Origin of the sequence: Tabrizicola sp. TH137, assembly GCF_002855575.1 — a bacterium.
Taxonomy (GTDB): domain Bacteria; phylum Pseudomonadota; class Alphaproteobacteria; order Rhodobacterales; family Rhodobacteraceae; genus Paragemmobacter.
The window spans coordinates 203,944-224,988 of the sequence record NZ_PKRQ01000002.1 but is presented as its reverse complement, the minus strand read 5'-3'; the positions used below and the strand labels follow the sequence as shown (position 1 = coordinate 224,988).

At 66.6% G+C, this 21,045-nt stretch carries 17 protein-coding genes; 6 read left to right on the top strand and 11 right to left on the bottom strand.

The window, feature by feature from the left end; genetic code table 11:
- Positions 1 to 180 precede the first annotated feature (180 nt).
- The 6 genes from C0V75_RS06450 to C0V75_RS06425 all read right to left on the bottom strand — a co-directional run bounded on the left by C0V75_RS06450 (position 181) and on the right by C0V75_RS06425 (position 11,385).
- Positions 181 to 1,809: an alpha-D-glucose phosphate-specific phosphoglucomutase gene (locus C0V75_RS06450; RefSeq protein ID WP_101920100.1), complete on the bottom strand. Its 1,629-nt coding sequence runs from the start codon at positions 1,807 to 1,809 to the stop codon at positions 181 to 183.
- Entirely contained in the window at positions 1,806 to 3,944 is a 2,139-nt protein-coding gene (gene glgX / locus C0V75_RS06445; protein ID WP_256377154.1) for a glycogen debranching protein GlgX, read from the bottom strand. The genes C0V75_RS06450 and glgX overlap by 4 nt, the downstream gene beginning before the upstream one ends.
- Positions 3,941 to 5,374 (bottom strand): glycogen synthase GlgA, encoded by a 1,434-nt coding sequence (glgA, locus tag C0V75_RS06440; protein ID WP_254216394.1) that lies wholly within the window; start codon positions 5,372 to 5,374, stop codon positions 3,941 to 3,943. The genes glgX and glgA overlap by 4 nt, the downstream gene beginning before the upstream one ends.
- An 83-nt stretch (positions 5,375 to 5,457) precedes the next feature.
- Positions 5,458 to 6,732 carry a glucose-1-phosphate adenylyltransferase gene (gene glgC, locus C0V75_RS06435; RefSeq protein WP_371410669.1) on the bottom strand — a complete coding sequence of 425 codons (1,275 nt, stop codon included), beginning with the start codon at positions 6,730 to 6,732 and terminating at the stop codon, positions 5,458 to 5,460.
- 45 nt (positions 6,733 to 6,777) lie between these two features.
- The gene (gene glgB / locus C0V75_RS06430; protein ID WP_101920098.1) at positions 6,778 to 8,955 is read right to left on the bottom strand and encodes a 1,4-alpha-glucan branching protein GlgB; all 2,178 of its coding nucleotides are present in this window, start codon (positions 8,953 to 8,955) and stop codon (positions 6,778 to 6,780) included.
- A 36-nt stretch (positions 8,956 to 8,991) separates the two neighbouring features.
- Complete coding sequence (locus C0V75_RS06425; RefSeq protein WP_101920097.1) at positions 8,992 to 11,385, bottom strand: glycogen/starch/alpha-glucan phosphorylase; 2,394 nt, start codon at positions 11,383 to 11,385, stop codon at positions 8,992 to 8,994.
- A gap of 365 nt (positions 11,386 to 11,750) precedes the next feature.
- Between C0V75_RS06425 and C0V75_RS06420 the strand changes: the two genes are divergently transcribed.
- Positions 11,751 to 12,185, top strand: a complete 435-nt coding sequence (locus C0V75_RS06420; protein WP_101920096.1) for an Rrf2 family transcriptional regulator — start codon at positions 11,751 to 11,753, stop codon at positions 12,183 to 12,185.
- 138 nt (positions 12,186 to 12,323) lie between these two features.
- Here C0V75_RS06420 and C0V75_RS06415 read toward each other — a convergent pair whose 3' ends face one another.
- The 3 genes from C0V75_RS06415 to C0V75_RS06405 form a co-directional block, all read right to left on the bottom strand.
- Positions 12,324 to 13,391 carry a dipeptidase gene (locus tag C0V75_RS06415; protein WP_101920727.1) on the bottom strand — a complete coding sequence of 356 codons (1,068 nt, stop codon included), beginning with the start codon at positions 13,389 to 13,391 and terminating at the stop codon, positions 12,324 to 12,326.
- A 69-nt stretch (positions 13,392 to 13,460) separates the two neighbouring features.
- Positions 13,461 to 13,883: a Cu(I)-responsive transcriptional regulator gene (gene cueR / locus C0V75_RS06410; RefSeq protein ID WP_101920095.1), complete on the bottom strand. Its 423-nt coding sequence runs from the start codon at positions 13,881 to 13,883 to the stop codon at positions 13,461 to 13,463.
- Complete coding sequence (locus C0V75_RS06405) at positions 13,880 to 16,288, bottom strand: heavy metal translocating P-type ATPase (RefSeq protein ID WP_216821434.1); 2,409 nt, start codon at positions 16,286 to 16,288, stop codon at positions 13,880 to 13,882. The genes cueR and C0V75_RS06405 overlap by 4 nt, the downstream gene beginning before the upstream one ends.
- Before the next feature lie 205 nt (positions 16,289 to 16,493).
- Here C0V75_RS06405 and C0V75_RS06400 point away from each other — a divergent pair, with 205 nt between their 5' ends.
- From C0V75_RS06400 to C0V75_RS06395, 3 genes are all read left to right on the top strand, one after another.
- Positions 16,494 to 16,694 (top strand): heavy-metal-associated domain-containing protein, encoded by a 201-nt coding sequence (locus C0V75_RS06400; protein WP_101920093.1) that lies wholly within the window; start codon positions 16,494 to 16,496, stop codon positions 16,692 to 16,694.
- Positions 16,695 to 16,847: 153 nt separating this feature from the next.
- Positions 16,848 to 16,979 carry a hypothetical protein gene (locus C0V75_RS23925; protein WP_256377153.1) on the top strand — a complete coding sequence of 44 codons (132 nt, stop codon included), beginning with the start codon at positions 16,848 to 16,850 and terminating at the stop codon, positions 16,977 to 16,979.
- A gap of 79 nt (positions 16,980 to 17,058) precedes the next feature.
- Positions 17,059 to 17,391, top strand: coding sequence for a TfoX/Sxy family protein (locus tag C0V75_RS06395; RefSeq protein ID WP_101920092.1), 333 nt, complete (start codon positions 17,059 to 17,061; stop codon positions 17,389 to 17,391).
- Positions 17,392 to 17,456: 65 nt separating this feature from the next.
- Here the strand turns inward: C0V75_RS06395 and ndk are convergent, their stop codons facing one another.
- A complete protein-coding gene (gene ndk, locus C0V75_RS06390) occupies positions 17,457 to 17,879 on the bottom strand; it encodes a nucleoside-diphosphate kinase (RefSeq protein WP_101920091.1) in 423 nt (140 codons plus the stop codon).
- Positions 17,880 to 18,132: 253 nt separating this feature from the next.
- Between ndk and C0V75_RS06385 the strand changes: the two genes are divergently transcribed.
- Entirely contained in the window at positions 18,133 to 19,986 is a 1,854-nt protein-coding gene (locus tag C0V75_RS06385) for an ABC-F family ATP-binding cassette domain-containing protein (RefSeq protein WP_101920090.1), read from the top strand.
- Between the two features lie 116 nt (positions 19,987 to 20,102).
- Complete coding sequence (locus tag C0V75_RS06380) at positions 20,103 to 20,768, top strand: L,D-transpeptidase (RefSeq protein WP_101920089.1); 666 nt, start codon at positions 20,103 to 20,105, stop codon at positions 20,766 to 20,768.
- Between the two features lie 9 nt (positions 20,769 to 20,777).
- Here the strand turns inward: C0V75_RS06380 and C0V75_RS06375 are convergent, their stop codons facing one another.
- Positions 20,778 to 21,032, bottom strand: a complete 255-nt coding sequence (locus C0V75_RS06375) for a hypothetical protein (RefSeq protein ID WP_101920088.1) — start codon at positions 21,030 to 21,032, stop codon at positions 20,778 to 20,780.
- Positions 21,033 to 21,045: the final 13 nt, after the last annotated feature.

The following is a 21,045-nucleotide window of genomic DNA, read 5'->3' as shown; positions in this document are numbered from 1 at the left end:
CCCAGAAACGCGACACAGGCAGGACGATTTCCGCCCCTTCACTTTCTGTCTGCAAATATCCTCGGGGGGTGTGGGGGGCGAAGCGCCCCCAGCTATGCCTGCGCGGCGGAACGCCGCGCAGGCGAGGCAAAAGGAACGCGCCGCGCCCTTCGCGCGGCGCTCCGCTTGAAAACCGCGGCCTCAGGTCACCACGTCGGGCGATTTGCGCCCCGTGAAATCCGCGATCCGCGCGATGCCATGCGCGGCACGGATCACCGGGGCCAGCGCCGCCTGCGGATCAAGGTCCAATCCCCCCGGCCCCGGCGCGTAGCGTTCCAGATACATCCGCAGCGTGGCGCCTTCCGTCCCCGTCCCCGAGAGGCGCAGAACGAAACGCGACCCGTCCTCGAACAGCACCCGCACGCCCTGTTTCGTGCTGACCGATCCATCCACCGGATCGGTATAGGCAAAGTCATCCGCCGCCGCGATCACCATGCCCTCCACCGCCTGCCCCTTCAGCCCCGGAAGCGCGCCCCGCAGCGCGCCCATCATCGCATCGGCCTTGTCACTGGCAATCGCCTCGAAATCATGCCGGCTGTAATAGTTCCGCCCGAACCGCGCCCAATGCTCTGCCAGAATCTCCGCCACCGTCTGCTTGCGCACCGCCAATATGTTCAGCCACAACAGCACCGCCCAAAGCCCGTCCTTCTCGCGCACATGGTCGGACCCCGTGCCGAAGCTTTCCTCGCCGCAGATCGTCGCGCGGCCCGCATCCAGCAGGTTGCCGAAGAACTTCCACCCCGTCGGCGTCTCGTAACTCCCGATGCCCAGCGCCGCCGCCACCCGGTCGGCCGCCGCCGAGGTGGGCATGGACCGCGCCACCCCCTTCAGCCCCTTCGCATAGCCCGGCGCGAGATGCGCGTTCGCCGCCAGCACGGCAAGGCTGTCGGACGGAGAGACGTAAATCCCCCGCCCCACCACCATGTTGCGATCCCCGTCGCCATCCGAGGCCGCGCCGAAATCCGGCGCGCTCTCCCCGAACATCTCATCCATAAGCGTCTTGGCCCAGGTCGGGTTCGGATCGGGATGCATCCCCCCGAAATCCGGCAGCGGCACGGCATTGACGCAGGTCCCCGGCGCCGCGCCCAGACGCCGCTCCAGTATCTCCACCGCATAAGGCCCGGTCACCGCGCACATGCTGTCCATCCGCATCCGGAACCCGGACGCGAACATCGCCCGGATCGCCCCGAAATCGAACAGGCTCTCCATCAGCGCGGCGTAATCCGCCACCGGGTCCACCACATCGACCACCATGCCCGCCAGCGAGGTCCGCCCGACGCGGCCAAGGTCCACATCCTGCGCCTCGACGATCCGGTATTCCGTGATCTCGGTCGTGCGCTTGTACATCGCCTCGGTCACGCCTTCGGGGGCAGGCCCGCCATTGGGCATGTTGAACTTGACCCCGAAATCCTCCTCTGGCCCGCCGGGGTTATGCGACGCCGACATGATGATCCCGCCATCCGTCTTGTTCAGCCGGATCAGATGGCTCGCCGCCGGGGTGGAGAGGATCGCCCCCTGCCCCACGATCACCCGCGCCGCCCCGTTCGCCGCCGCCATCCGCAGGATGACCTGCGCCGCCCGGTCGTTGAAATAGCGCCCGTCGCCGCCCAGGATGAAGGTCTTTCCCTGCGCGCCGACCACGTCAAAGATGCTCTGGACGAAATTCTCCAGATAGTGATGCCCCATGAAGACCGGGGTCTTCTTCCTCAGCCCCGACGTGCCGGGCTTCTGCCCCGCGATGGGTGTCGTGGCGATGGTGCGGATCGTCATGGTCTTCCTCCCGTGGAAATCTTGGCCTTGGTCGTCACCGACCGGAACACGAGCACGGATTGCGGCGGGGCGCGGGTCCCCGGCCCGCCCGGCGCGACCTCCAGATCGGGCCGCGTGGTATCCAGGATCAACTCCCAGCCCGGCGCCGTATCGGGCAGGCGCAGCACGCATTCCCCGCCCGTGTTGAAGACGGCATAGATCGCCCCCTCCCCCGCATCCGCCCCTTCGGCCGCCATCCGCAGCTCCACACCCAGGCAGCGGAAGCCCGGATCGTGCCAATCCCCCGGGCTGGGCTTCTGCCCGTCCGCCCGCCGCCAGATCACATCCGGCACCCCGTCGGAAGGCCGCTCCTTCGCATGCAGGAACCGCCGCTGCCGCAGCACGGGATGGGCGCGGCGCAGCGCCGCCAGCCGCGCCACGAAAGCCGCCAGCCCCGCATCGCCCTTCGCCCAGTCGATCCAGGTCGTCTCATTGTCCTGCGCATAGGCATTGTTGTTGCCGCCCTGCGTATGGCCGACCTCGTCGCCTGCCAGCAGCATGGGCACCCCCTGCGCCAGCATCAGCGTCGCCAGCAGGTTGCGCTTGCGCAGATCGCGCGCCGCCCGCACCTTTGGGTCCTCCGACGGCCCCTCCACCCCCATATTGTCGGAATGGTTCTCGTGATGCCCGTCGCGGTTCTCCTCGCCATTGGCCCAGTTCCGCTTCAACGTGAAGGACACGACATCCTCCAGATTGAACCCGTCATGCGCGGTCACGAAATTGACCGAAGACGTCGCCGCCCGCCCGTGATGGTCGAACCGCTCCGCGCTGCCCAAAAGGCGGCTGGCAAGGTCCGCCGCCATCCCCGGATCGCCCTTCCACCAGCGCCGCACCCCATCGCGGAACTTGTCGTTCCATTCCAGGAAGGGATGCGGATAGGACCCAAGCTGATACCCCCCCGGCCCGATATCCCAGGGCTCGGCAATCAGCTTCACCCGCGCCAGCACCGGGTCCTGCCGGATCGCATCGAAAAAGCCGCCACTGGGATCAAACCCATGCGCCTCGCGCCCCAGCACGGTGGCAAGGTCGAACCGGAATCCGTCCACATGCATCACCTCCACCCAATGGCGCAGGCTGTCCATCACCATGCGCAGCACCATCGGATGGGTCAGGTTCAGCGTGTTCCCCGTGCCCGTGTCATTCACGTAATGCCGCCCGCCATGCATCAGGCGGTAATAGCTGGCATTGTCGAGGCCCCGGAAAGACAGGGTCGGCCCGAACTCATCCCCCTCGCCGGAATGGTTATAGACGACGTCCAGGATCACCTCGATCCCCGCCGCATGGAACCGCCGCACCATGGACTGGAATTCCCAGACCTGCCCCTTGGTCAGATAGCGCGGCTCCGGCGCGAAGAAGGCGATGGTCTGGTATCCCCAATAGTTGCGCAGCCCCTTGGCCACCAGAAACCGCTCATCCGCAAAGGCCTGCACGGGCAGCAGTTCGACACTCGTCACCCCCAGCTTCACCAGATGCTCGATCACCGCATCGGAGGCGAGGCCGAGGAAGGACCCCCGCACCCCTTTCTCCACGCCGGGATGCAGCATGGTCATGCCCCGCACATGCGCCTCATAGACCACCGTCTCGGTCAGCGGCACGCGCGGCGGCGCATCTTCCCCCCACATGAAGGAGGTATCCGCCACCACCGATTTCGGCACGGCAAAGGCGCTGTCGCGCGTGTCATAGGACATGTCCCCGCGCGGGCTGCCCACCTTGTAGCCCATCAGCGCATCCGACCATTTCAACCGCCCCTCCAGCGCGCGGGCATAAGGGTCGATCAGCAGCTTGTGGGGGTTGAACCGGTGCCCCTGTTCCGGCGCATAGGGCCCATGCACGCGGAAGCCGTAAAGCGTGCCGGGCACCAGCCCGCCCACATGCCCGTGCCAGATATCCCCGTCCCGTTCCGGCAGCGCGATCCGCGCCAGTTCCTTGCGCCCGTCCGGCGAGAAGAGGCAGAGTTCCACCTTCTCCGCATGGGCGGAAAAGACGGCGAAATTGACGCCCTCGCCGTCATAGGTCGCCCCCATCGGCCAGGGCCGCCCCGCCGTCACCGAATGCCCCACCAGTCGCGGCGGCAAAAGCGCGCGCTGCGGTGTCACCGGGCCAGCCCCTCATAAAGCGCGGCATATTCCGCCGCACTCGTCTCCCAGCCCACGGGATGGGCCATCGCATTCTTCTGCACCCGCGCCCATTGCTTCGGATCGGCATGCAGCGCCACCAACTGCCGCAGCGCCTGACCAAAGGCCACGGCATCGGTGGGGTGGAACTGCACCCCCGTCGCCACCCCGGCGGCCAGCGCGGCGGGCGAGGCATGGATCACCGTATCCGCCAGCCCCCCGACCGAGGCCACCACCGGGATCGTCCCATAGCGCAGCCCATACATCTGCGTCAGCCCGCAAGGCTCGAACCGCGACGGAACCAGCACCGCATCCGCCCCCGCAAACAGCCGATGCGACAGCGCCTCGTCATAGCCGATCCGCACCGCCACCCGGCCGGGGAAGCGTTGCTCCAGCCCCCGCATCGCCGCTTCCAGCGCCGGATCGCCCGATCCCAGCACGATCAGCCCACCCCCGGCCGCGATGAAATCCGGGATCACGGCAGGCAGCAGGTCAATCCCCTTCTGATCGGTCAGGCGGCTCACAACGATGGCCAGCGGCCCCTCCGGCTCGGCAATCCCGAATTCCGCACAAAGCGCCGCGCGGTTCGCGGCCTTCCCCTTCATCGCTTTCACGGAATAGGGCAGCGGCTCCGCCTCGGGCGACCAGACGCCGGTATCCACCCCGTTCAGGATCCCCGACACCACCGCCCCCCGCGCCGTGATGACCCCCTGCAAGCCCATCCCGAATTCCGGCCGCATCAGTTCGGCCGCATAAGAGGGCGAGACGGTCGTGATCCGGTCCGCCGTCACCAGCCCGGCCTTCAGGCTGCTCAAGCCCCCGTAATACTCCAACTGCCCCGGATGGAACGCCTCGCGCGGCAGGCGCAGCGCGTCGATCATCCCGGCATCGGCCCAGCCCTGAAAGGCGATGTTGTGGACGGTGATCACCGATCCCGTGCCGCCGGACCCGCCATAGGCCAGATAGGCCGGTGCCAGCCCCGCCTGCCAGTCATGGGCATGGAGCACATCGGCCTTCCAGCCGTCGAACCCCTCGCGCGCCATCCGCGCCGCGACCCAGGACAGCGCGGCAAAGCGCTGCGGATTGTCCGGCCAGTCGCCCGCGGCGGAATTGTAAGGCCCCCCCTCGCGGTCAAAAAGATGCGGCGCGTCAAGGAGCAGCACATCCACCCCCGCCACCTCGCCCGCATAGACCACGCCCTCGCCGCCCCACAGCCCCGGCTCGTGCCAGACCGGGCGCAGGGCCGCCAGATGGTCGCGCAGCCGCCGATAGGCCGGCAGCAGAACCCGCATCTCCCATCCGAAGGGCCGCAGCGCGGCGGGCAGCGCGCCCACCACATCGGCAAGGCCCCCCGTCTTGACCAGGGGGACACATTCCGATGCCACCGACAGCACCCGCCCCTTGATCTGCATGACCTGCCCCTTCATCTGTTCTCAAATATCCTCGGGGGGTCCGGGGGGCAGACAGCCCCCCGGGGTATCCACCGGGAGCCCTCTCAGGACAATTTCCGCGCCCGCGCGTCAAGCATGTCCTGCGTGATCAACACGATGCCCCCTTCGCTGCGCCGGAACCATTTCGCATCCTCCTCCGGGTCCTGCCCGACGACAAGGCCCTCCGGGATCACCACGCCGCTGTCGATCACAACGTTCTTCAACTCCGCCTTGCGGTTCACCACCACGCGCGGCAGGGCCACCACATATTCCAGACTGGAATAGGAATGCGTCCTGACCCCGGTGAAGAGCAGCGAATTGCGCACCTCCGACCCCGACACGATGCAATCGCCCGACACCAGCGAGGAAATCGCCATCCCCCGCCGCCCATCCTCGTCATGGATGAACTTCGCGGGCGGCACGATCTCGGAATAGGTCCAGATCGGCCAGGAATTGTCATAGATGTCCAGTTTCGGCACGAAATCCGTCAGGTCGATATTGGCCTGCCAGAAGGCGTCGATCGTTCCCACATCGCGCCAGTAGGGTTCATCCTCCAGCCCCGATTTCACGCAGGAATCCGCGAATTTATGCGCCATGGCCTTGCCGTTCTTCACGATGGCCGGGATCAGGTCATTGCCGAAATCATGGGAGGAATTCGGGTCTTCCATATCCCGGATCAGCAGATCGCGCAGGAAGGCCCAGTCAAAGACATAGATGCCCATCGAGGCCAGCGCATGATCCGGATCGCCCGGAATGCCCGGCGGGTCCTTCGGCTTTTCAAGGAAGGAGGTGATGCGCATCTCCTTGTCCACCGCCATCACGCCAAAGGCCGTGGCCTCCATCCGTGGCACGGTCAGGCAGCCGATGGTCACATCGGCCCCGGTGGAGACATGCTGTTGCAGCATGATCTCGTAATCCATCTTGTAGATATGGTCGCCCGCCAGCACGACGACATATTTGATGCCATAGCTGTCCACGATGTCGATGTTCTGCGCCACGGCATCCGCCGTCCCCAGATACCATTTCGTTTCATCCACCCGCTGCGACGCGGGCAGGATGTCCAGATATTCGTTCCGCTCCGCCCGGAAGAAGTTCCATCCCCGCTGGCAATGCCGGATCAGGCTATGCGCCTTGTATTGCGTGGCAATCGCCATCTTCCGGATGCCGGAATTCAGCGCGTTGGACAGGGCAAAGTCGATGATCCGCGTCTTGCCGCCGAAATAGACCGCAGGCTTCGCCCGCCTGTCCGTCAACTCCTTCAACCGGCTCCCCCGCCCCCCGGCAAGGACGAAGGCCATCGCCTGGCTAGACAGGCGCGCATTCGGTCTCGGTTTCAACATGGCCTTCCCCTCCCTGATGCGGCTTCGCCGCTTATGTCGTCATCCTCACGCCTGACGGAACCAGACTGCCGACAAGGGCGGCAAGGTGACAAGCGCCGATTGCGCCTGCCCGTGCCATGCCACCGCCTCGGCCGTCACCCCGCCCAGATTGCCCCGGTTGCCACCGCCATAGACGCCCGCATCCGTGTTCAGGATCTCGTCCCAATGGCCCGCCGCAGGCAGGCCTAGCCGGTAACGCCGCTCCACCGGCGTCATGTTCACCACCGCCACGACCATCGGATCGCTCGCCCCCCCCTTGCGGACCCAGGCATAGACCGAGGCCCCCGCATCATTGCTTTCGATCCAGGCAAACCCTTCCGGCCGCGTGTCATTCACATGCAGCGCCGGGTTCTCCCGATAGGCGCGGTTCAGATCGCGCACCAGCGCCTGCACCCCGCGATGTTCGGCAATCTCCAACTGATGCCAGTCGAGGCTCTGGTTATGGTTCCACTCCCGCCCTTGGGCAAACTCGCATCCCATGAACAAAAGCTTCTTGCCCGGATGCGCCCACATGAACCCGTAATAGGCGCGCAGATTGGCGAATTTCTCGGGGCCATCCCCCGGCATCTTCTCCAGCATGCTGCCCTTGCCATGCACCACCTCGTCATGGCTGATCGGCAGGATGTAATTCTCCGACCAGGCGTAATGCAGGCCAAAGGTCATCTGGTGGTGGTGATACTGCCGATAGATCGGGTCCTTCTCCATGTAGGACAGGGTGTCGTTCATCCAGCCCATGTTCCACTTGAAGCCAAAGCCAAGGCCGCCATGATCCACCGGCCGCGACACGCCGGGAAAGGCCGTGCTTTCCTCGGCCACCGTCATCACCCCCGGCACCTCGCCATAGACGGTGACATTCATCCGCCGCAGCAGGGCCGCCGCCTCGTAATTCTCGCGCCCGCCATCCTTGTTGGGGATCCACTCGCCCTCTTTCCGGCTGTAATCGCGGTAGAGCATCGAGGCCACGGCATCCACCCGCAGCCCGTCCACATGATATTCCTCCAGCCAATAGAGGGCGTTGGAGACGAGGTAATTCGCCACCTCCACCCGCCCGTAATTGTAGATCAAGGTGTTCCAATCCTGATGGAACCCCTCGCGCGGGTCGGCATGTTCATAAAGCGCCGTCCCGTCGAACCGGCCCAACCCGTGCGGATCGGTCGGGAAATGCCCGGGCACCCAATCCAGAAGCACCCCCAGCCCCTTCGTGTGCGCCGCATCCACCAGCGCGCGGAACTCGCCCGGCGTGCCGTGGCGGATGGTCGGGGCGAACATCCCCACCGGCTGATAGCCCCAGCTTCCGTCAAAGGGAAATTCGCTGATCGGCATCAGCTCGATATGGGTAAAGCCCATATCGGCCACGTAATCCACCAGTTGCTCGGCCAGTTCCAGATAGGACAGCATCCTGTCCCCCGGCGCGCGCCGCCACGATCCCAGATGCACCTCATAGACCGATATGGGGGCGTCGATGGAATGCCGCGCCGCCCGCGTCGCCATCCAGTCGGCATCGTGGAATGCCCCGTCGATCCGCCGCACGACCGAGGCATTTGCCGGCGGATGCTCCGACCCGAATCCCACCGGATCGGCCTTCAGCGGGCCGGGCGCGCCATGTTTGCCGAGGATTTCATACTTGTAGGTCGCGCCCTCGCCCAGACCGGGGATGAAGGTCTCCCACACCCCCGTCGCACCGCGCCGCCGCATCGGATGGCGCCGCCCGTCCCAGATGTTGAAATCCCCAACCACCGAGACGCGCTCCGCATTCGGCGCCCAGACGGCGAAATGCGTGCCCTCCACGCCCTCATGGGTGATCACATGCGCGCCCAGCACCTGCCAGAGCCGCTTATGCGTGCCCTCCCCCAGCAGATATTCATCCATCTCGCCCAGCACCGGGCCAAAGCGGAAGGGATCGTCGAACTCCCACACCGCCCCATGCCCTTCGGCGCGCAGCCGGTACTCGGCCTTGCGCGCCAGCCGCGCGCAGAACAGACCGTCGCAGCCCGGCACCGCCTCCGCCTCAACGGCCTTCGCCGCCTTGCCCGTCAGCAGCCACAGCCGCTCTGCCCCCGGCACAAAGGCGGTAACGACCCAGGCCCCGTCCCGCTTGTGCAGGCCCAGCACGGAAAAGGGATCGCCATGCCGCCCTTCGACAATGGCCTTGGCCGCCCCGTGGTCGATCAGGTTTTCGCCCATGGCCGCCCCCCTCCCAAAGGGCGCCACCCAGACCCGTCACAGGGCCGAGGTGACCCCCCAAATCTCGTCCATATAGCTGCGGATCGTGCGATCCGACGAAAAGAACCCGCTGCGCGCCGTGTTCATCGCCGCCATCGAAACCCAGCGGTCGCGGTCCTTGTAGGCCCGGTCCACCTCGGCCTGCGCGGCGTGATAGGCGTCGAAATCCGATGCCACGAGGAAATAGTCATGATGCCAGACCCGATGCACCAGCCCGTGATAGCGGTCGGTATTGTCGGGGCTGAACCGCCCTTCGGCGATCATCTGCAAGACATCCTGAAGCGCCTGGCTCGCCTCGATGGCCTTGCGGGCATGTTCCGGGTCTTCGCGGCGCTTCATCACCTCTTCCGCCGTCAGGCCGAAGAGGAAGAAGTTCTCCGCCCCCACCTCTTCCAGAATTTCCACATTGGCCCCGTCCAGCGTGCCGATGGTCGGCGCGCCGTTCATCATGAACTTCATGTTGCCGGTGCCGCTGGCCTCTTTCCCGGCGGTGGAAATCTGTTCCGACAGATCGGCAGCGGGGATCAGCCGCTCCGCCATGCTGACATTGTAATTCGCCGGATAGATGATCTTCAGAAGATCGCCTGTGACCGGATCGTTGTTCACCACCTGCGCCACGTCATTGATCAGGTGGATGATCTCCTTCGCCACCGCATAGCCCGGCGCCGACTTGCCGCCAAAGATCTTCACCCGCGGCACCCAGCCCGCCTTGGGGTTGGACCGGATCTGGTGCCAATGCGCGATGGTTTCCAGGATGTTCAGAAGCTGGCGCTTGTATTCATGGATGCGCTTGATCTGCACGTCGAACAGCGCGTCGGGCGATACCTTCACCCCGCATTCCGCCGCGATCCAGTTCGACAGCGCCACCTTGTTGGCCCGCTTCGCCGCGCCAAAGGCCTCGCGGAAGGCCTTGCCCTTCACATGCGGCTCCAGCCCCTTCAGACGATCCAGATCGTCCTCCCAGCCCTCGCCGATCGTGTCGGTGATCAGCTTGGCCAAAGGCCGGTTCGCCATCTTCAGCCAGCGCCGCGGCGTCACGCCATTGGTCTGGTTGATGATCCGCCCCGGATGCAGGCGCTCCAGTTCCGGAAACAGGTTCTTCTTCACCAGATCGGAATGCAGCGCCGAAACCCCGTTCACCTTATGCGCCATGATGAAGGCCAGTTCCCCCATCCGAACCTCGTGATGCTTCACGATCCCCACGTAATGGGGCCGCGACGGATAGGTGCGGCGGTGCCAACTGTCGATCCGCTCCACGATCTGCATATGGCGCGGCAGCACATTACCGAAGGTGAAGGTCGCCCAGCGTTCCAGCGCCTCGGGCAGCAGCGTGTGGTTGGTATAGCCCAGACAGCCCCGCGCCGTCTCCAGCGCATCGTCAAAGCCCATCCCGTGATCATCCATCAGAAGGCGCACGAGTTCCGGCCCCGCAATGGCCGGATGGGTGTCGTTCATCTGGATCGCCACATGTTTCGGCAGCGCCTTCAGATCGGAATGCCGCGCCAGATAGCGGCGCAGAATGTCCTGCAAGGCGGCAGAGGTCAGGAAGAATTCCTGCTTCAGCCGCAACTCCTTGCCCTGATAGGTCGTGTCATCGGGATAGAGCACGCGGCTCAGCGTCCGCGCCAGCGCCTCGGGCTCCGCCGCGGCCGCATAATCCCCCCGGTTGAACCGGTCGAGGTCAAACAGCGTCGTCGGCTTCGCCGCCCAGAGCCGCAACGTATTGGCCCATTTCCCCTGCCAGCCGATCACCGGCGTGTCATGCGCCTCGGCCAGCACGGTTTCACCCGGAACCCAGACCTCGCGCCCGTCATGTGTCTCCACATGGCCCTTGAAGGGAATGGTATAGGCGCTTTCGGGACGGGCGAATTCCCAGGGATGCGCCTGGGTCAGCCAATCCTCCGGCGTCTCCACCTGCTGGCCGCCCTCGAAACGCTGGCGGAACAGACCATGCTCATAGCGGATGCCATAGCCATAGGCGGGGCAACCCAGCGTCGCCATGCTTTCCATGAAACAGGCGGCAAGGCGGCCAAGGCCGCCATTGCCCAGCGCGGCATCGGGTTCATTCTCCACGATGGCGCGGAAATCCTGCCCGAAGCCCGCCATCGCCTCTTCCGCAATGTCGCGCAGGCCAAGATTGATCGTGGCATCCTCCAGAAGACGCCCGATCAGGAATTCCATCGACAGGTAATAGACGCGCTTGCGATCCTCCGCCCAGGTCCGGCGGGTGGAGGCGAACCAGGGCTCCACGATCCGGTCGCGGATCGCGAAGGACAGCGCCATCCGCCAGTCATAGACCGAGGCGTTCGGGGCATCCTTGCCAAGGGTAAAGGTCAGATGCCGCGCAATATCGGCTTGCAGCAGATTGGGGGTCAGGCTCAGATCATTCACGTCACTGCATCCATCTCTTGGCACCACGCCTCAACCCTATGCCCCCCATTGCGCGGGTCAAGGCCAAGAAGATGCCCCGAGCCAAGGATCGGCCCTTTCAAACCGCTTTAAATGTTACCGCAAACATCCGCAAGTTTCTTGTTCCATCGCGCAGCATTTTTGCTTTTCCGGACGATCAAAACGCTTTGAACAACAGGGCGGCGCCCCACAGGCAACAGCCCCTTCCCCCCCGCCCGCCACCGATTTTCCACCAGCAACGGCTTTTCCACCGATCTGATCTGGATCATGTCGCAGAAGCTCTGCCCTGCATAAATCTTTGGCGACAGCAACCTGCCACAGCCTGTGCAAGGCCCGGAGCCCGCGCCATGAGACTCACCACCCGCACCAACCTCGCCATGCGCACCCTGATGTTCTGCGCCGTCAATCCCGGCCGGATCGTCCGCAAGCACGAGGTCGCCGAAGCCTGCGCCGCCTCGGAGAACCACCTCGCGCAGGTGATCCACCTGCTCGCCCAGAAGGGCTTTCTGCGCACCATCCGCGGCCGCTCGGGCGGGCTGATGCTGGGGCGCAGCCCCGAGCAGATCACCGTCGGCCAGGTCTTCCGCGACTTCGAATCCGTCCTGCCCTTCACCGAATGCTTCGCCGAGGGCGAGAACACCTGCCCCCTCGTCGCCGCCTGCCGGCTGAAATGCGTCATCTCGGATGCGCTCATCGCCTTCTACGCCGAACTGGATCGCGTCACCCTCGCCGATCTCGTGACCGGAAACGGTGATCTCCAGACCCTCCTGCGCGTCGCCTGACCCGGCCCGCCGAAGAAAAGTTTTCTCCGAAAACTTTTCCCCCGGGCGCCTCAAGGCGCCCCGAAAATTCTTCGTCGAAGAATTTTCCCCCTCGGCCTTGCCGAAAATTCTTCGGAGAAGAATTTTCGGCAGCGCCGCTCACTCTCCCCAGGTGCGGCGCAGCACCGACAGCCAGTTGCCCCAGGCCAGCTTGCCGATCAGCGCTTCGCCATAGCCGTGCGCCCGCAGCGCCGCGATCAGGCGCGGCAGGCCAGTGACATCGGTGATGCCCTCAGGCACCGTCGCGCCGTCAAAGTCCGACCCGAATCCGACATGATCCTCGCCCAGCCGGTCGATCAGATGGTCCAGATGGCGCAGCACCGGCTCCCATCCCATCGCCGGATCGCGCCGCCCGTCGGGCCGCAGGAAGACCGTGGCGAAGTTCAACCCCACAATGCCGCCGCTTGCGCGGATCATGTCCAGTTGCCGGTCGGTCAGGTTGCGGGAGGACGGCGTCACCGCATGCGCGTTGGAATGGGTGGCCACCAGCGGCGCGTCGGACAGGCGGGCCACCTCGTCAAAGCCCTTCTCGTTCAGATGGCTCAGGTCGATCAGGATGCGCAGGGCGTTGCAGTCCCGCACCAGCCGCCGCCCCGCCTCGGTCAGCCCCGGCCCGGTATCGGGGCCTGACGGAAAGGCGAAGGGCACGCCATGGCCGAAAATGGTCGGGCGGCTCCAGACCGGGCCGAGCGAGCGCAGCCCCATCGCATGGAAGGCATGCAGCGCATCGCAGCCCGCGTCGATCGCCTCCGCCCCCTCCATATGCATCACGCCCGCGATCACACCCGCCGCCCGGGCCGCCTCGATCTCACCCGCCGTGCGGCACAGCCGGAACGCGCCGCCCGAGGCGCGCTCCATCCACATGAGTTGCGCCACCAGGTCCAGCGCCACCGCCTGGCTGTCGCGCAAAGGCAGGGGCGCGGGCAGGTCCAGCTCATAGGGCGGCTGGTCCATCAGGGCCTCGACCGACGCATCCTCGTCGTCCGAGGGCGAGGGGATGTAGATCGCGAACATCCCCCCGGCAAAGCCGCCCGCCTGCATCCGCGGCAGGTCCAGATGCCCCCGCCCCTCGCCCGTCAGCCAGATCGCCTCGCGCGCCTCGGGCTGCATCAGGATGCGGTAGAGGATGTCGTTATGGCCGTCGAAGACGGGGATCAGGTCGGCGATCGGATCGGACATGGGCACCTCCATCTGCCCGCGCAGACTGGCATGCCCCGCCTGCGGCTTGAAGCCCCCTCAGTGGCAGGGCTTCGTCCCGCCGCGCCCGGCGGCCGTGCCCTCGGCCAATCCGGCCAGGATGGGGCAATCGGGCCGCTGGTCGCCGGCACAGCCCGCCACCAGATCGCGCAGCGTCGCCTGCATCGCGCGCAACTCGGCGATCTTGCGCTCCATATCGTCCAGATGCGCCTCGGCCAGCGCCTTCACATCCGCACTGGCCCGCCCGCGATCCTCATAAAGCGCCAGCAGCCTGCGGCATTCCTCGATGGTGAAGCCCAGACCCCGCGCCCGCGCCAGGAAGGCCAACTTGTGCAGATCGCTCTCGCGGAAGGCGCGATAGCCATTCGCCCCGCGCAGGGGCCGGATCAGCCCGATCTCCTCGTAATAGCGGATTGTCTTTGCCGGCAGCCCCGCGCGATCCGCCACTTCCTTGATGTTCATGCCCTGCCCTCCCCGGCCCGCACACCCGGCACCGCCCGCAACCGCAAGGCATTGCCCAGAACGAAGACCGAAGACAGCGCCATCGCTCCCGCCGCCAGCATCGGCGAAAGCTGCGGCCCGCCGAAAGGCACCAGCATCCCCGCCGCCACCGGGATCAGCGCGGCGTTGTAACCGAAGGCCCAGGTCAGGTTCTGCCGGATGTTGCGCATCGTGGCCCGGCTGACCCGGACCGCATCCACCACCGCCAGCGGATCGCCCGCCATCAGCACCACATCCCCCGCCTCGATCGCCACATCCGTCCCCGTCCCCATGGCCAGCCCCACCTCTGCCGCCGCCAGCGCGGGCGCGTCATTGATCCCGTCGCCCACGAAGGCCACCCCGGCCCCCATCGCGCGCACCGCCGCCCCCTTGCCCTCGGGCAGCACCCCCGCCTGCACATCATCCATCCCCAGCCGCGCCGCGATGGCCCCCGCCGTCACCGCATTGTCCCCGGTCACCATGGCAAGCCGCAGCCCCATCCCGCGCAGGGCCCCCAGCGCCGCCAGGGCAGAGGGCTTCACCGGATCGGCCACCGCGATCAGGCCGCGCGCCACCGTCCCGTCCCCGACATAGAGCAGCCCCTTCCCCGCCGCCGCCAGCCGCGCCCCCTCGACCGCCAGATCGCCCGGCACCTCGGCAAACATCCGCGCCGATCCGACCGCCACCAGCCGCCCCCCGACATGTGCCCGCGCGCCCAAGCCCGGCACCGCCTCGAACCCCTCTGCCCCCGGCAGGACGATCCCCCGCGCCGCCGCCTCGGCCAGCACCGCCCCTGCCAGCGGATGTTCCGATCCCGCCTCCACCGCCGCCGCCTCGGCCAACAGATCCTCGCCCACCAGATCCGTCACCACAGGCCGCCCCGCCGTCAGCGTCCCGGTCTTGTCGAAGGCCACGACCCGCACCTCCGACAGCCGCTGCAAGGCCTCGCCCCGCCGGAACAGCACGCCCAGTTCCGCCGCCCGCCCCGTTCCCACCAGAATCGACACCGGCGTCGCCAGCCCCATCGCGCAGGGACAGGCGATGATCAGCACCGACACCCCCGCCACCAGCGCCGCCGCCACCCCCTGCCCCGCAATCATCCAGCCCGCGAAGGCCAGCGCCGCGATCCCCATCACCACCGGCACGAACCACAGCGTCACCCGGTCCACCACCGCCTGCACCGGCAGCTTCGTCCCCTGCGCCTCTTCCACCAGCGCCACGATGCGCGCCAGCACCGTGGCCGCGCCCACCGCCCGCACCTCCACGATCAGCGCGCCAGTCCCGTTCACCGTGCCGCCCGTCACTGCGTCGCCCGCGCCCTTGGCCACCGGCACAGGCTCGCCCGTCAGCATCGCCTCATCCACCGCCGAGGCCCCCGAAACCACCACAGCATCCACCGGCACCCGCTCGCCGGGCCGGATCTGCACCCGCATCCCCGGCACGAGCGAGGCCACCGGCACCTCCGTCCCATCCTCCAGCCGCGCCGCCTTGGGCTGCATCCCCACCAGCCGCGCGATGGCCGCCCCCGCCTGCCCGCGCGCCCGCGCCTCGAGGAACCGCCCCAGCAGGATCAGCACCACGATCACCGCCGCCGCCTCGAAATAGACGGCGCGCGACGGCGCAGGCACCAGCGCGGGCGCAAAGGTCACCACTGTCGAATAGGCCCAGGCCGCGCCCGTCCCCATCGCCACAAGCGCATTCATGTCCGGGCTCCCGCGCAGCAGCGCGGGGATGCCCTTGAAGAAGAACCGCCGCCCCGGCCCGGCCAGAACCAGCGTCACCAGCAGGAATTGCGCCAGCCACAGCGCCTGCATCGGCACCACGCCCATCAGCCAGTGATGGAAGGCCGGCACCAGATGCCCGCCCATCTCCACCACGAAGACCGGCAGGGTCAGCGCCGCCGCAACCCCCGTCTCGCGCGCCAGGCGCCGCTGCTCGGCCGCCGGGTCATGCGCCGCCGCCGCCTCCAGGGGCGCCGCCGCATAGCCCGCCTTGCTCACCGCCGCGGCCAGCGCCTCGGCCTCCGCGCCGCCCTCGAACAGCGTCACCGTCGCCCGCCGCAAGGCCAGATTGGCCACCGCCTCCTTCACGCCCGGCTGGCCGCGCAGCACCCGCTCCACCCGGCCCGTGCAGGCGGCGCAGGTCATTCCCTCCACCCCCAGCACCACCACCGTCTCCCGCGCCGGATAGCCCGCCCTGGCCAGCGCCGCCGCCAATCCCGCCGGGGTGGCCGGGGCCTGCCATGTCACATCCGCCGTCTCCGTCGAAAGATTCACCACCGCCCGCACCACCCCCGGCTGGGCCAGCAGCAGCCGCTCCACCCGCAGCACACAGGAGGCGCAGGTCATCCCCTCCAGCCGGAACCGCGCATGGCGCTCCGGCGACATGCCTGACTGGGGGGCGGGATGGGCAGGGGCAGGCATGAGGGCGGCTTCGGTCATCTGACATCTCCTTCCGCATCCACACCTAATCCTTCCTGTCACGGGAAGGTCAAGCCCCGCGCTCTACCCCGATTTTTGATCTTCCCGCCCCCCTTGACCTTCCCGCAGGGGAAAGCCCCATATCCCGGCAAAAGCTGAAAGGACGCCTGCCATGACCACCCTCGCCATCCCCGACATGACCTGCGGCCATTGCAAGGCCTCGGTCGAATCCGCCCTCGCCGCGCTTGGCGACGCAGGCACCGTCACCGTGGACCTCGCCGCCAGGACCGCCACCGCCAGCGGTTCCGCCAGCCCCGACCGCCTGCTCCGCGCGCTTGACGAGGTCGGCTTTCCCGCAACCGTGATCGGCTGAAACGGTTTCCATACCTTTGGACCTGTTGCATCTGTCGCACAGTGTGGATAACTCGTCGCAAATTCGTCATGGCCTTGTCTTGCCGCAGCCGATTTCCGCGCTCAGATAAGAACCGAGGCGAATACCTGAGCAGAACAGGACACGAGCAGGACCATGGCAAAGAAACCCACGCCGACGCAGCAGCAGGGCGGCAGCACTTCCCCCCAGCCGCAACAGGACCAATCGCAGGGCACGACCCAGCAGCAAGGGTCCACCCCGATCTTCAAGGACTGGGCCTCGATCTGACCCAAGACGGAACGAAGGCCTTCTCTTCTCACGGGGTCAGCCGCTAGGCTGGCCCCGTTTCGATTCCGGCGGTCCGCCCATGCCCACACCCGTCTCGTCCATCCGCAATCTCGGCCCCGCGACCGAGGCCGCCTTCGCCAAGGCGGGCATCCATTCCGCCGAAGAGGTGCAGGCCCTCGGCCCGGACGAGGCCTATCGCCGCCTCATCCAATCCGGCACGGCCCCGCATTTCATCGGCTATTACGTGCTGGTGATGGGCCTGCAAGGCCGCCCCTGGAATGATTGCCAGGGTGAAGAGAAAAAGGCGCTGCGCGCCCGCTTTGACGCGATCAAGGCCACGACCACGCAAAAGGGCCGCTCCGAACTGGAAGCGGCCCTCGATATGCTGGGCGTCATCGACCGACGCCGCTGACCAAATTTCTTCGAAGAAGTTTGCAAAAATCTTCGAAGATTTTTGGCCCCTTCCGCCGATCAGCCTCAGCCGACCAGTTCAAGGCCCGAGAAGAAGAAGGCGATCTCGCGCGCGGCCGAGGCCTCGCTGTCCGACCCGTGGACCGAATTCTCGCCCTTCGACAGCGCGAATTCCTTGCGGATCGTGCCATCGGCGGCGGCGGCCGGATCGGTCGCGCCCATCACTTCGCGGTTCTTCGCGATGGCATTGTCGCCTTCCAGAACCTGCACCACCACCGGCTCGGAAGCCATGAACTCGCACAGCTCGCCATAGAAGCCGCGCTCCTTGTGCTCGGCATAGAAGGCGCCAGCCTGCGCCGTGGTCAGGTGGATGCGCTTCGAGGCGACGACGCGCAGCCCCGCCTCTTCGAACTTGGCAACGATCTTGCCGGTCAGGTTGCGCTTTGTCGCATCGGGCTTGATGATCGACAGGGTGCGTTCGATGGCCATGTCAGGCGTCTCCGTTTCTGGGGCGCGCGGACTGCCCGCCGCGCCGGAATTCTCTTGCGCGGCGCTCCTAGCACGCGTCCATGACGAAGGAAAGTCGCCGCGATCAGGGCCAGCCCCACCCCCGCTCTGCCGTTGCGCAAGGCCACCCCCGACCGTTCGCTGCGTGCCCACAGTTTGCGGCACAAAAGACGGCACGGAATGCGGCACAGCCCCGTTGACGCCCCGCCCCCCATCGGGCAAGCGATCAGGCATCATGCTGAAGATCGAAGACATCACCTATTCCGTCGAAGGCCGCCCCCTGTTCGAAGGCGCCTCCGCCACCATTCCCACCGGCCACAAGGTCGGGCTCGTGGGCCGCAACGGCACGGGAAAGACCACGCTTTTCAGGCTGATACGGGGCGAGCTTGCGCTGGAGGGCGGGTCGATCACCCTCCCCTCCCGCGCCCGCATCGGCGGCGTCGCGCAAGAGGTGCCCTCGTCGGAAACCTCGCTTCTCGACACCGTCCTTCAGGCCGATGAGGAACGTACCGCGCTCCTCGCCGAATCCCTTATCGCCACCGACCCCACCCGCATCGCCGATATCCAGTCCCGCCTCGCCGATATCGACGCCTGGTCGGCAGAGGGTCGCGCCTCCAGCATTCTCAAGGGCTTAGGCTTCGACACGGATCAGCAGCGGATGCCCTGCTCCGCCTTCTCGGGGGGCTGGCGGATGCGCGTGGCGCTGGCCGGCGTCCTCTTTTCGCAGCCCGACCTCCTGCTGCTGGACGAACCGACCAACTACCTCGATCTCGAAGGCGCGCTCTGGCTGGAAAGCTATCTCCAGAAATACCCCCATACCGTCCTTATCATCAGCCACGACCGCGGCCTCCTGAACCGCGCCGTGGGCGGCATCCTGCATCTGGACAACCGGAAACTCACTTACTGGTCAGGGCCTTACGATCAATTCGCCCGCCAGATGGCCGAACGCCGCGCCGTGCAGGCCGCCGAGGCGAAAAAGCAGGAGGCCCGCCGCGCGCATCTGCAATCCTTCGTTGACCGCTTCAAGGCAAAAGCCTCGAAGGCCACGCAGGCGCAAAGCCGGGTGAAGATGCTGGAAAAAATGACCCCCATCACCGCCCCGGAAGAGGCAAAGCGCGTGGCCTTCACCTTCCCCGCGCCCGAAGAACTCGCCCCGCCCATCGTCAATCTGGAAGGCGCGGCGGTCGGCTATGGCGGCCCTCCCGTCCTGCGCAAGCTTTCCCTGCGCATCGACCAGGACGACCGCATCGCCCTTCTGGGCCGCAACGGCGAAGGCAAATCCACCCTGTCGAAACTGCTCGCCGGGAAACTCGCCGCGCAGGATGGCCGCGTCCATCGCTCGTCCAAGCTGCGCATCGGCTATTTCGCCCAGCATCAGGTCGATGAACTCCGTATCGACGAAACACCGCTCCAGCATGTCCAGCGCCTGCGCCCCGATGAAGGGCAGGCCAAGAACCGCGCCCGGCTGGCGGGATTCGGCCTGATGGCCGAACAGGCCGAAACCGTGGTCGGCCGCCTCTCGGGCGGGCAGAAGGCGCGGCTCTCACTCCTTCTCGCCACCATCGACGCGCCGCATCTTCTGATCCTCGACGAACCCACCAACCACCTCGACATCGAAAGCCGCGAGGCGCTGGTCGAGGCGCTGACCGAATATTCCGGTGCCGTCATCCTCGTCAGCCATGACATGCACCTTCTGTCGCTGGTGGCAGATCGGCTCTGGCTCGTGAAAGGCGGCGCGGTCACACCGTTCACCGAGGATCTGGAAGCCTATCGCAAACTCCTCCTCTCCGGCGAGGATGAGGTGAAGATCGCCGCGAAACCCTCTGAAAAACCAAAGAAAGCCAGCCGCGACGAAATCCTCGCCCTGCGCGCCGACCTGCGCAAATGCGAAGATCGCATCGCCAAGCTGGAAGAAATGCATGCCAAGCTTTCGGCCCGGCTGGCCGACCCGGCCCTCTATGACGAGGCGAAGATTCACGAACTGGAAAGCTGGAACCGCAAATTCGCCGAATGCGAAGAGGCGATGGCGCGGGCTGAAACCCTCTGGATGGAGGCGCAGGAAAGGCTCGATGCCGCCGAGGCGGGCTGACCGGTGCCAGTCCTGAACAGCCAGTCCTAAACATATTGTGAACTGCCAACTGCCTGCCAAACCGCTATGCGGCGAACTGACCACCGTGACAACGGCCACCCCTGCGGGACGACAAGATGCTCACCAGACGCCACTTCATCCTCACCTCCGCCGCGCTCTTCTCGCCCGCGATCACCGCGCCCTTCGCCACCCCGGCCAGCGCCCAGCAATCGCAATGGGCCGCCTGGGATGCCGAGGTGACGCCGCCGAATTACGACCCCGCCACCTCCAACCCCTGGGGTCTGCATCCCCGGCTCCTGCCCACGCGGGTCGAGGCGAAGGACGGGCTCAAGCCCGGCGACATCCATGTCGATGCCATCGCCCGCTACCTCTACCATATCCAGCCCGACGGCACCGCGATGCGCTATGGCGTGGCCATCGGGCGTGGCGGCCTGTACGAACCCGGCCTCTTCACCATCCAGCGCAAGGCGAAATGGCCCCGCTGGACGCCCACTGCCAACATGATCGCCCGCGAACCCGAGATCTACGCGCAATATGCCGACGGGATGCCCCCCGGTCCGGCCAATGCGCTGGGGGCCAGGGCGCTCTACCTCTACAAGGGCGGGCGCGACACGATGCTGCGCATCCATGGCACGCCCTTCCCCCGCTCCATCGGCTGGCGCGCCTCCTCCGGCTGCGTGCGGATGGTGATGGCCCATATCATCGGGCTTTATGAAAATGTCGATGTCGGCGTAAATGCCTGGCTCTACCCGGCCGAGGACAGCATCACCGCCGCCACCTGAGGCGCGGGCTCAGCCTTCCGCCGCCGCGCAGATCGGCCGCCCCTCGGGCGTCCGCAACGGCAGCAGTGTGCGCTCCACCTGCCCGTCATGTTCATACCAATAGCAATTGTCCTCAGGCAGCAGCCGCGCCGTCGCAAGGTTCTGCCAGGGGGCCGCCACGGCCACCACCTGCTCGGGCAGCGGCGGCAGTTCCCCCTCGGCCCCCGGCGTGGTCACGCAACCCGCAAGGGCAAGGGCAACAGGCAGGCACAGGATCGGCTTCATCGCGGCTCTCTTC

Excerpts from the sequence above, each read along its gene's own strand:
- C0V75_RS06450 (WP_101920100.1), bottom strand. The coding sequence starts at position 1,809 with ATGACGATCCGCACCATCGCCACGACACCCATCGCGGGGCAGAAGCCC.
- ndk (WP_101920091.1), bottom strand. The coding sequence starts at position 17,879 with ATGGCCATCGAACGCACCCTGTCGATCATCAAGCCCGATGCGACAAAG.
- C0V75_RS23925 (WP_256377153.1), top strand. The coding sequence starts at position 16,848 with ATGGCAAAGAAACCCACGCCGACGCAGCAGCAGGGCGGCAGCACTTCC.
- C0V75_RS06395 (WP_101920092.1), top strand. The coding sequence starts at position 17,059 with ATGCCCACACCCGTCTCGTCCATCCGCAATCTCGGCCCCGCGACCGAG.
- C0V75_RS06420 (WP_101920096.1), top strand. The coding sequence starts at position 11,751 with ATGAGACTCACCACCCGCACCAACCTCGCCATGCGCACCCTGATGTTC.
- cueR (WP_101920095.1), bottom strand. The coding sequence starts at position 13,883 with ATGAACATCAAGGAAGTGGCGGATCGCGCGGGGCTGCCGGCAAAGACA.
- C0V75_RS06385 (WP_101920090.1), top strand. The coding sequence starts at position 18,133 with ATGCTGAAGATCGAAGACATCACCTATTCCGTCGAAGGCCGCCCCCTG.
- glgA (WP_254216394.1), bottom strand. The coding sequence starts at position 5,374 with ATGCAGATCAAGGGGCGGGTGCTGTCGGTGGCATCGGAATGTGTCCCC.
- C0V75_RS06380 (WP_101920089.1), top strand. The coding sequence starts at position 20,103 with ATGCTCACCAGACGCCACTTCATCCTCACCTCCGCCGCGCTCTTCTCG.
- C0V75_RS06400 (WP_101920093.1), top strand. The coding sequence starts at position 16,494 with ATGACCACCCTCGCCATCCCCGACATGACCTGCGGCCATTGCAAGGCC.
- C0V75_RS06375 (WP_101920088.1), bottom strand. The coding sequence starts at position 21,032 with ATGAAGCCGATCCTGTGCCTGCCTGTTGCCCTTGCCCTTGCGGGTTGC.
- glgC (WP_371410669.1), bottom strand. The coding sequence starts at position 6,732 with ATGTTGAAACCGAGACCGAATGCGCGCCTGTCTAGCCAGGCGATGGCC.
- C0V75_RS06405 (WP_216821434.1), bottom strand. The coding sequence starts at position 16,288 with ATGTCGCCGGAGCGCCATGCGCGGTTCCGGCTGGAGGGGATGACCTGC.
- glgB (WP_101920098.1), bottom strand. The coding sequence starts at position 8,955 with ATGGGCGAAAACCTGATCGACCACGGGGCGGCCAAGGCCATTGTCGAA.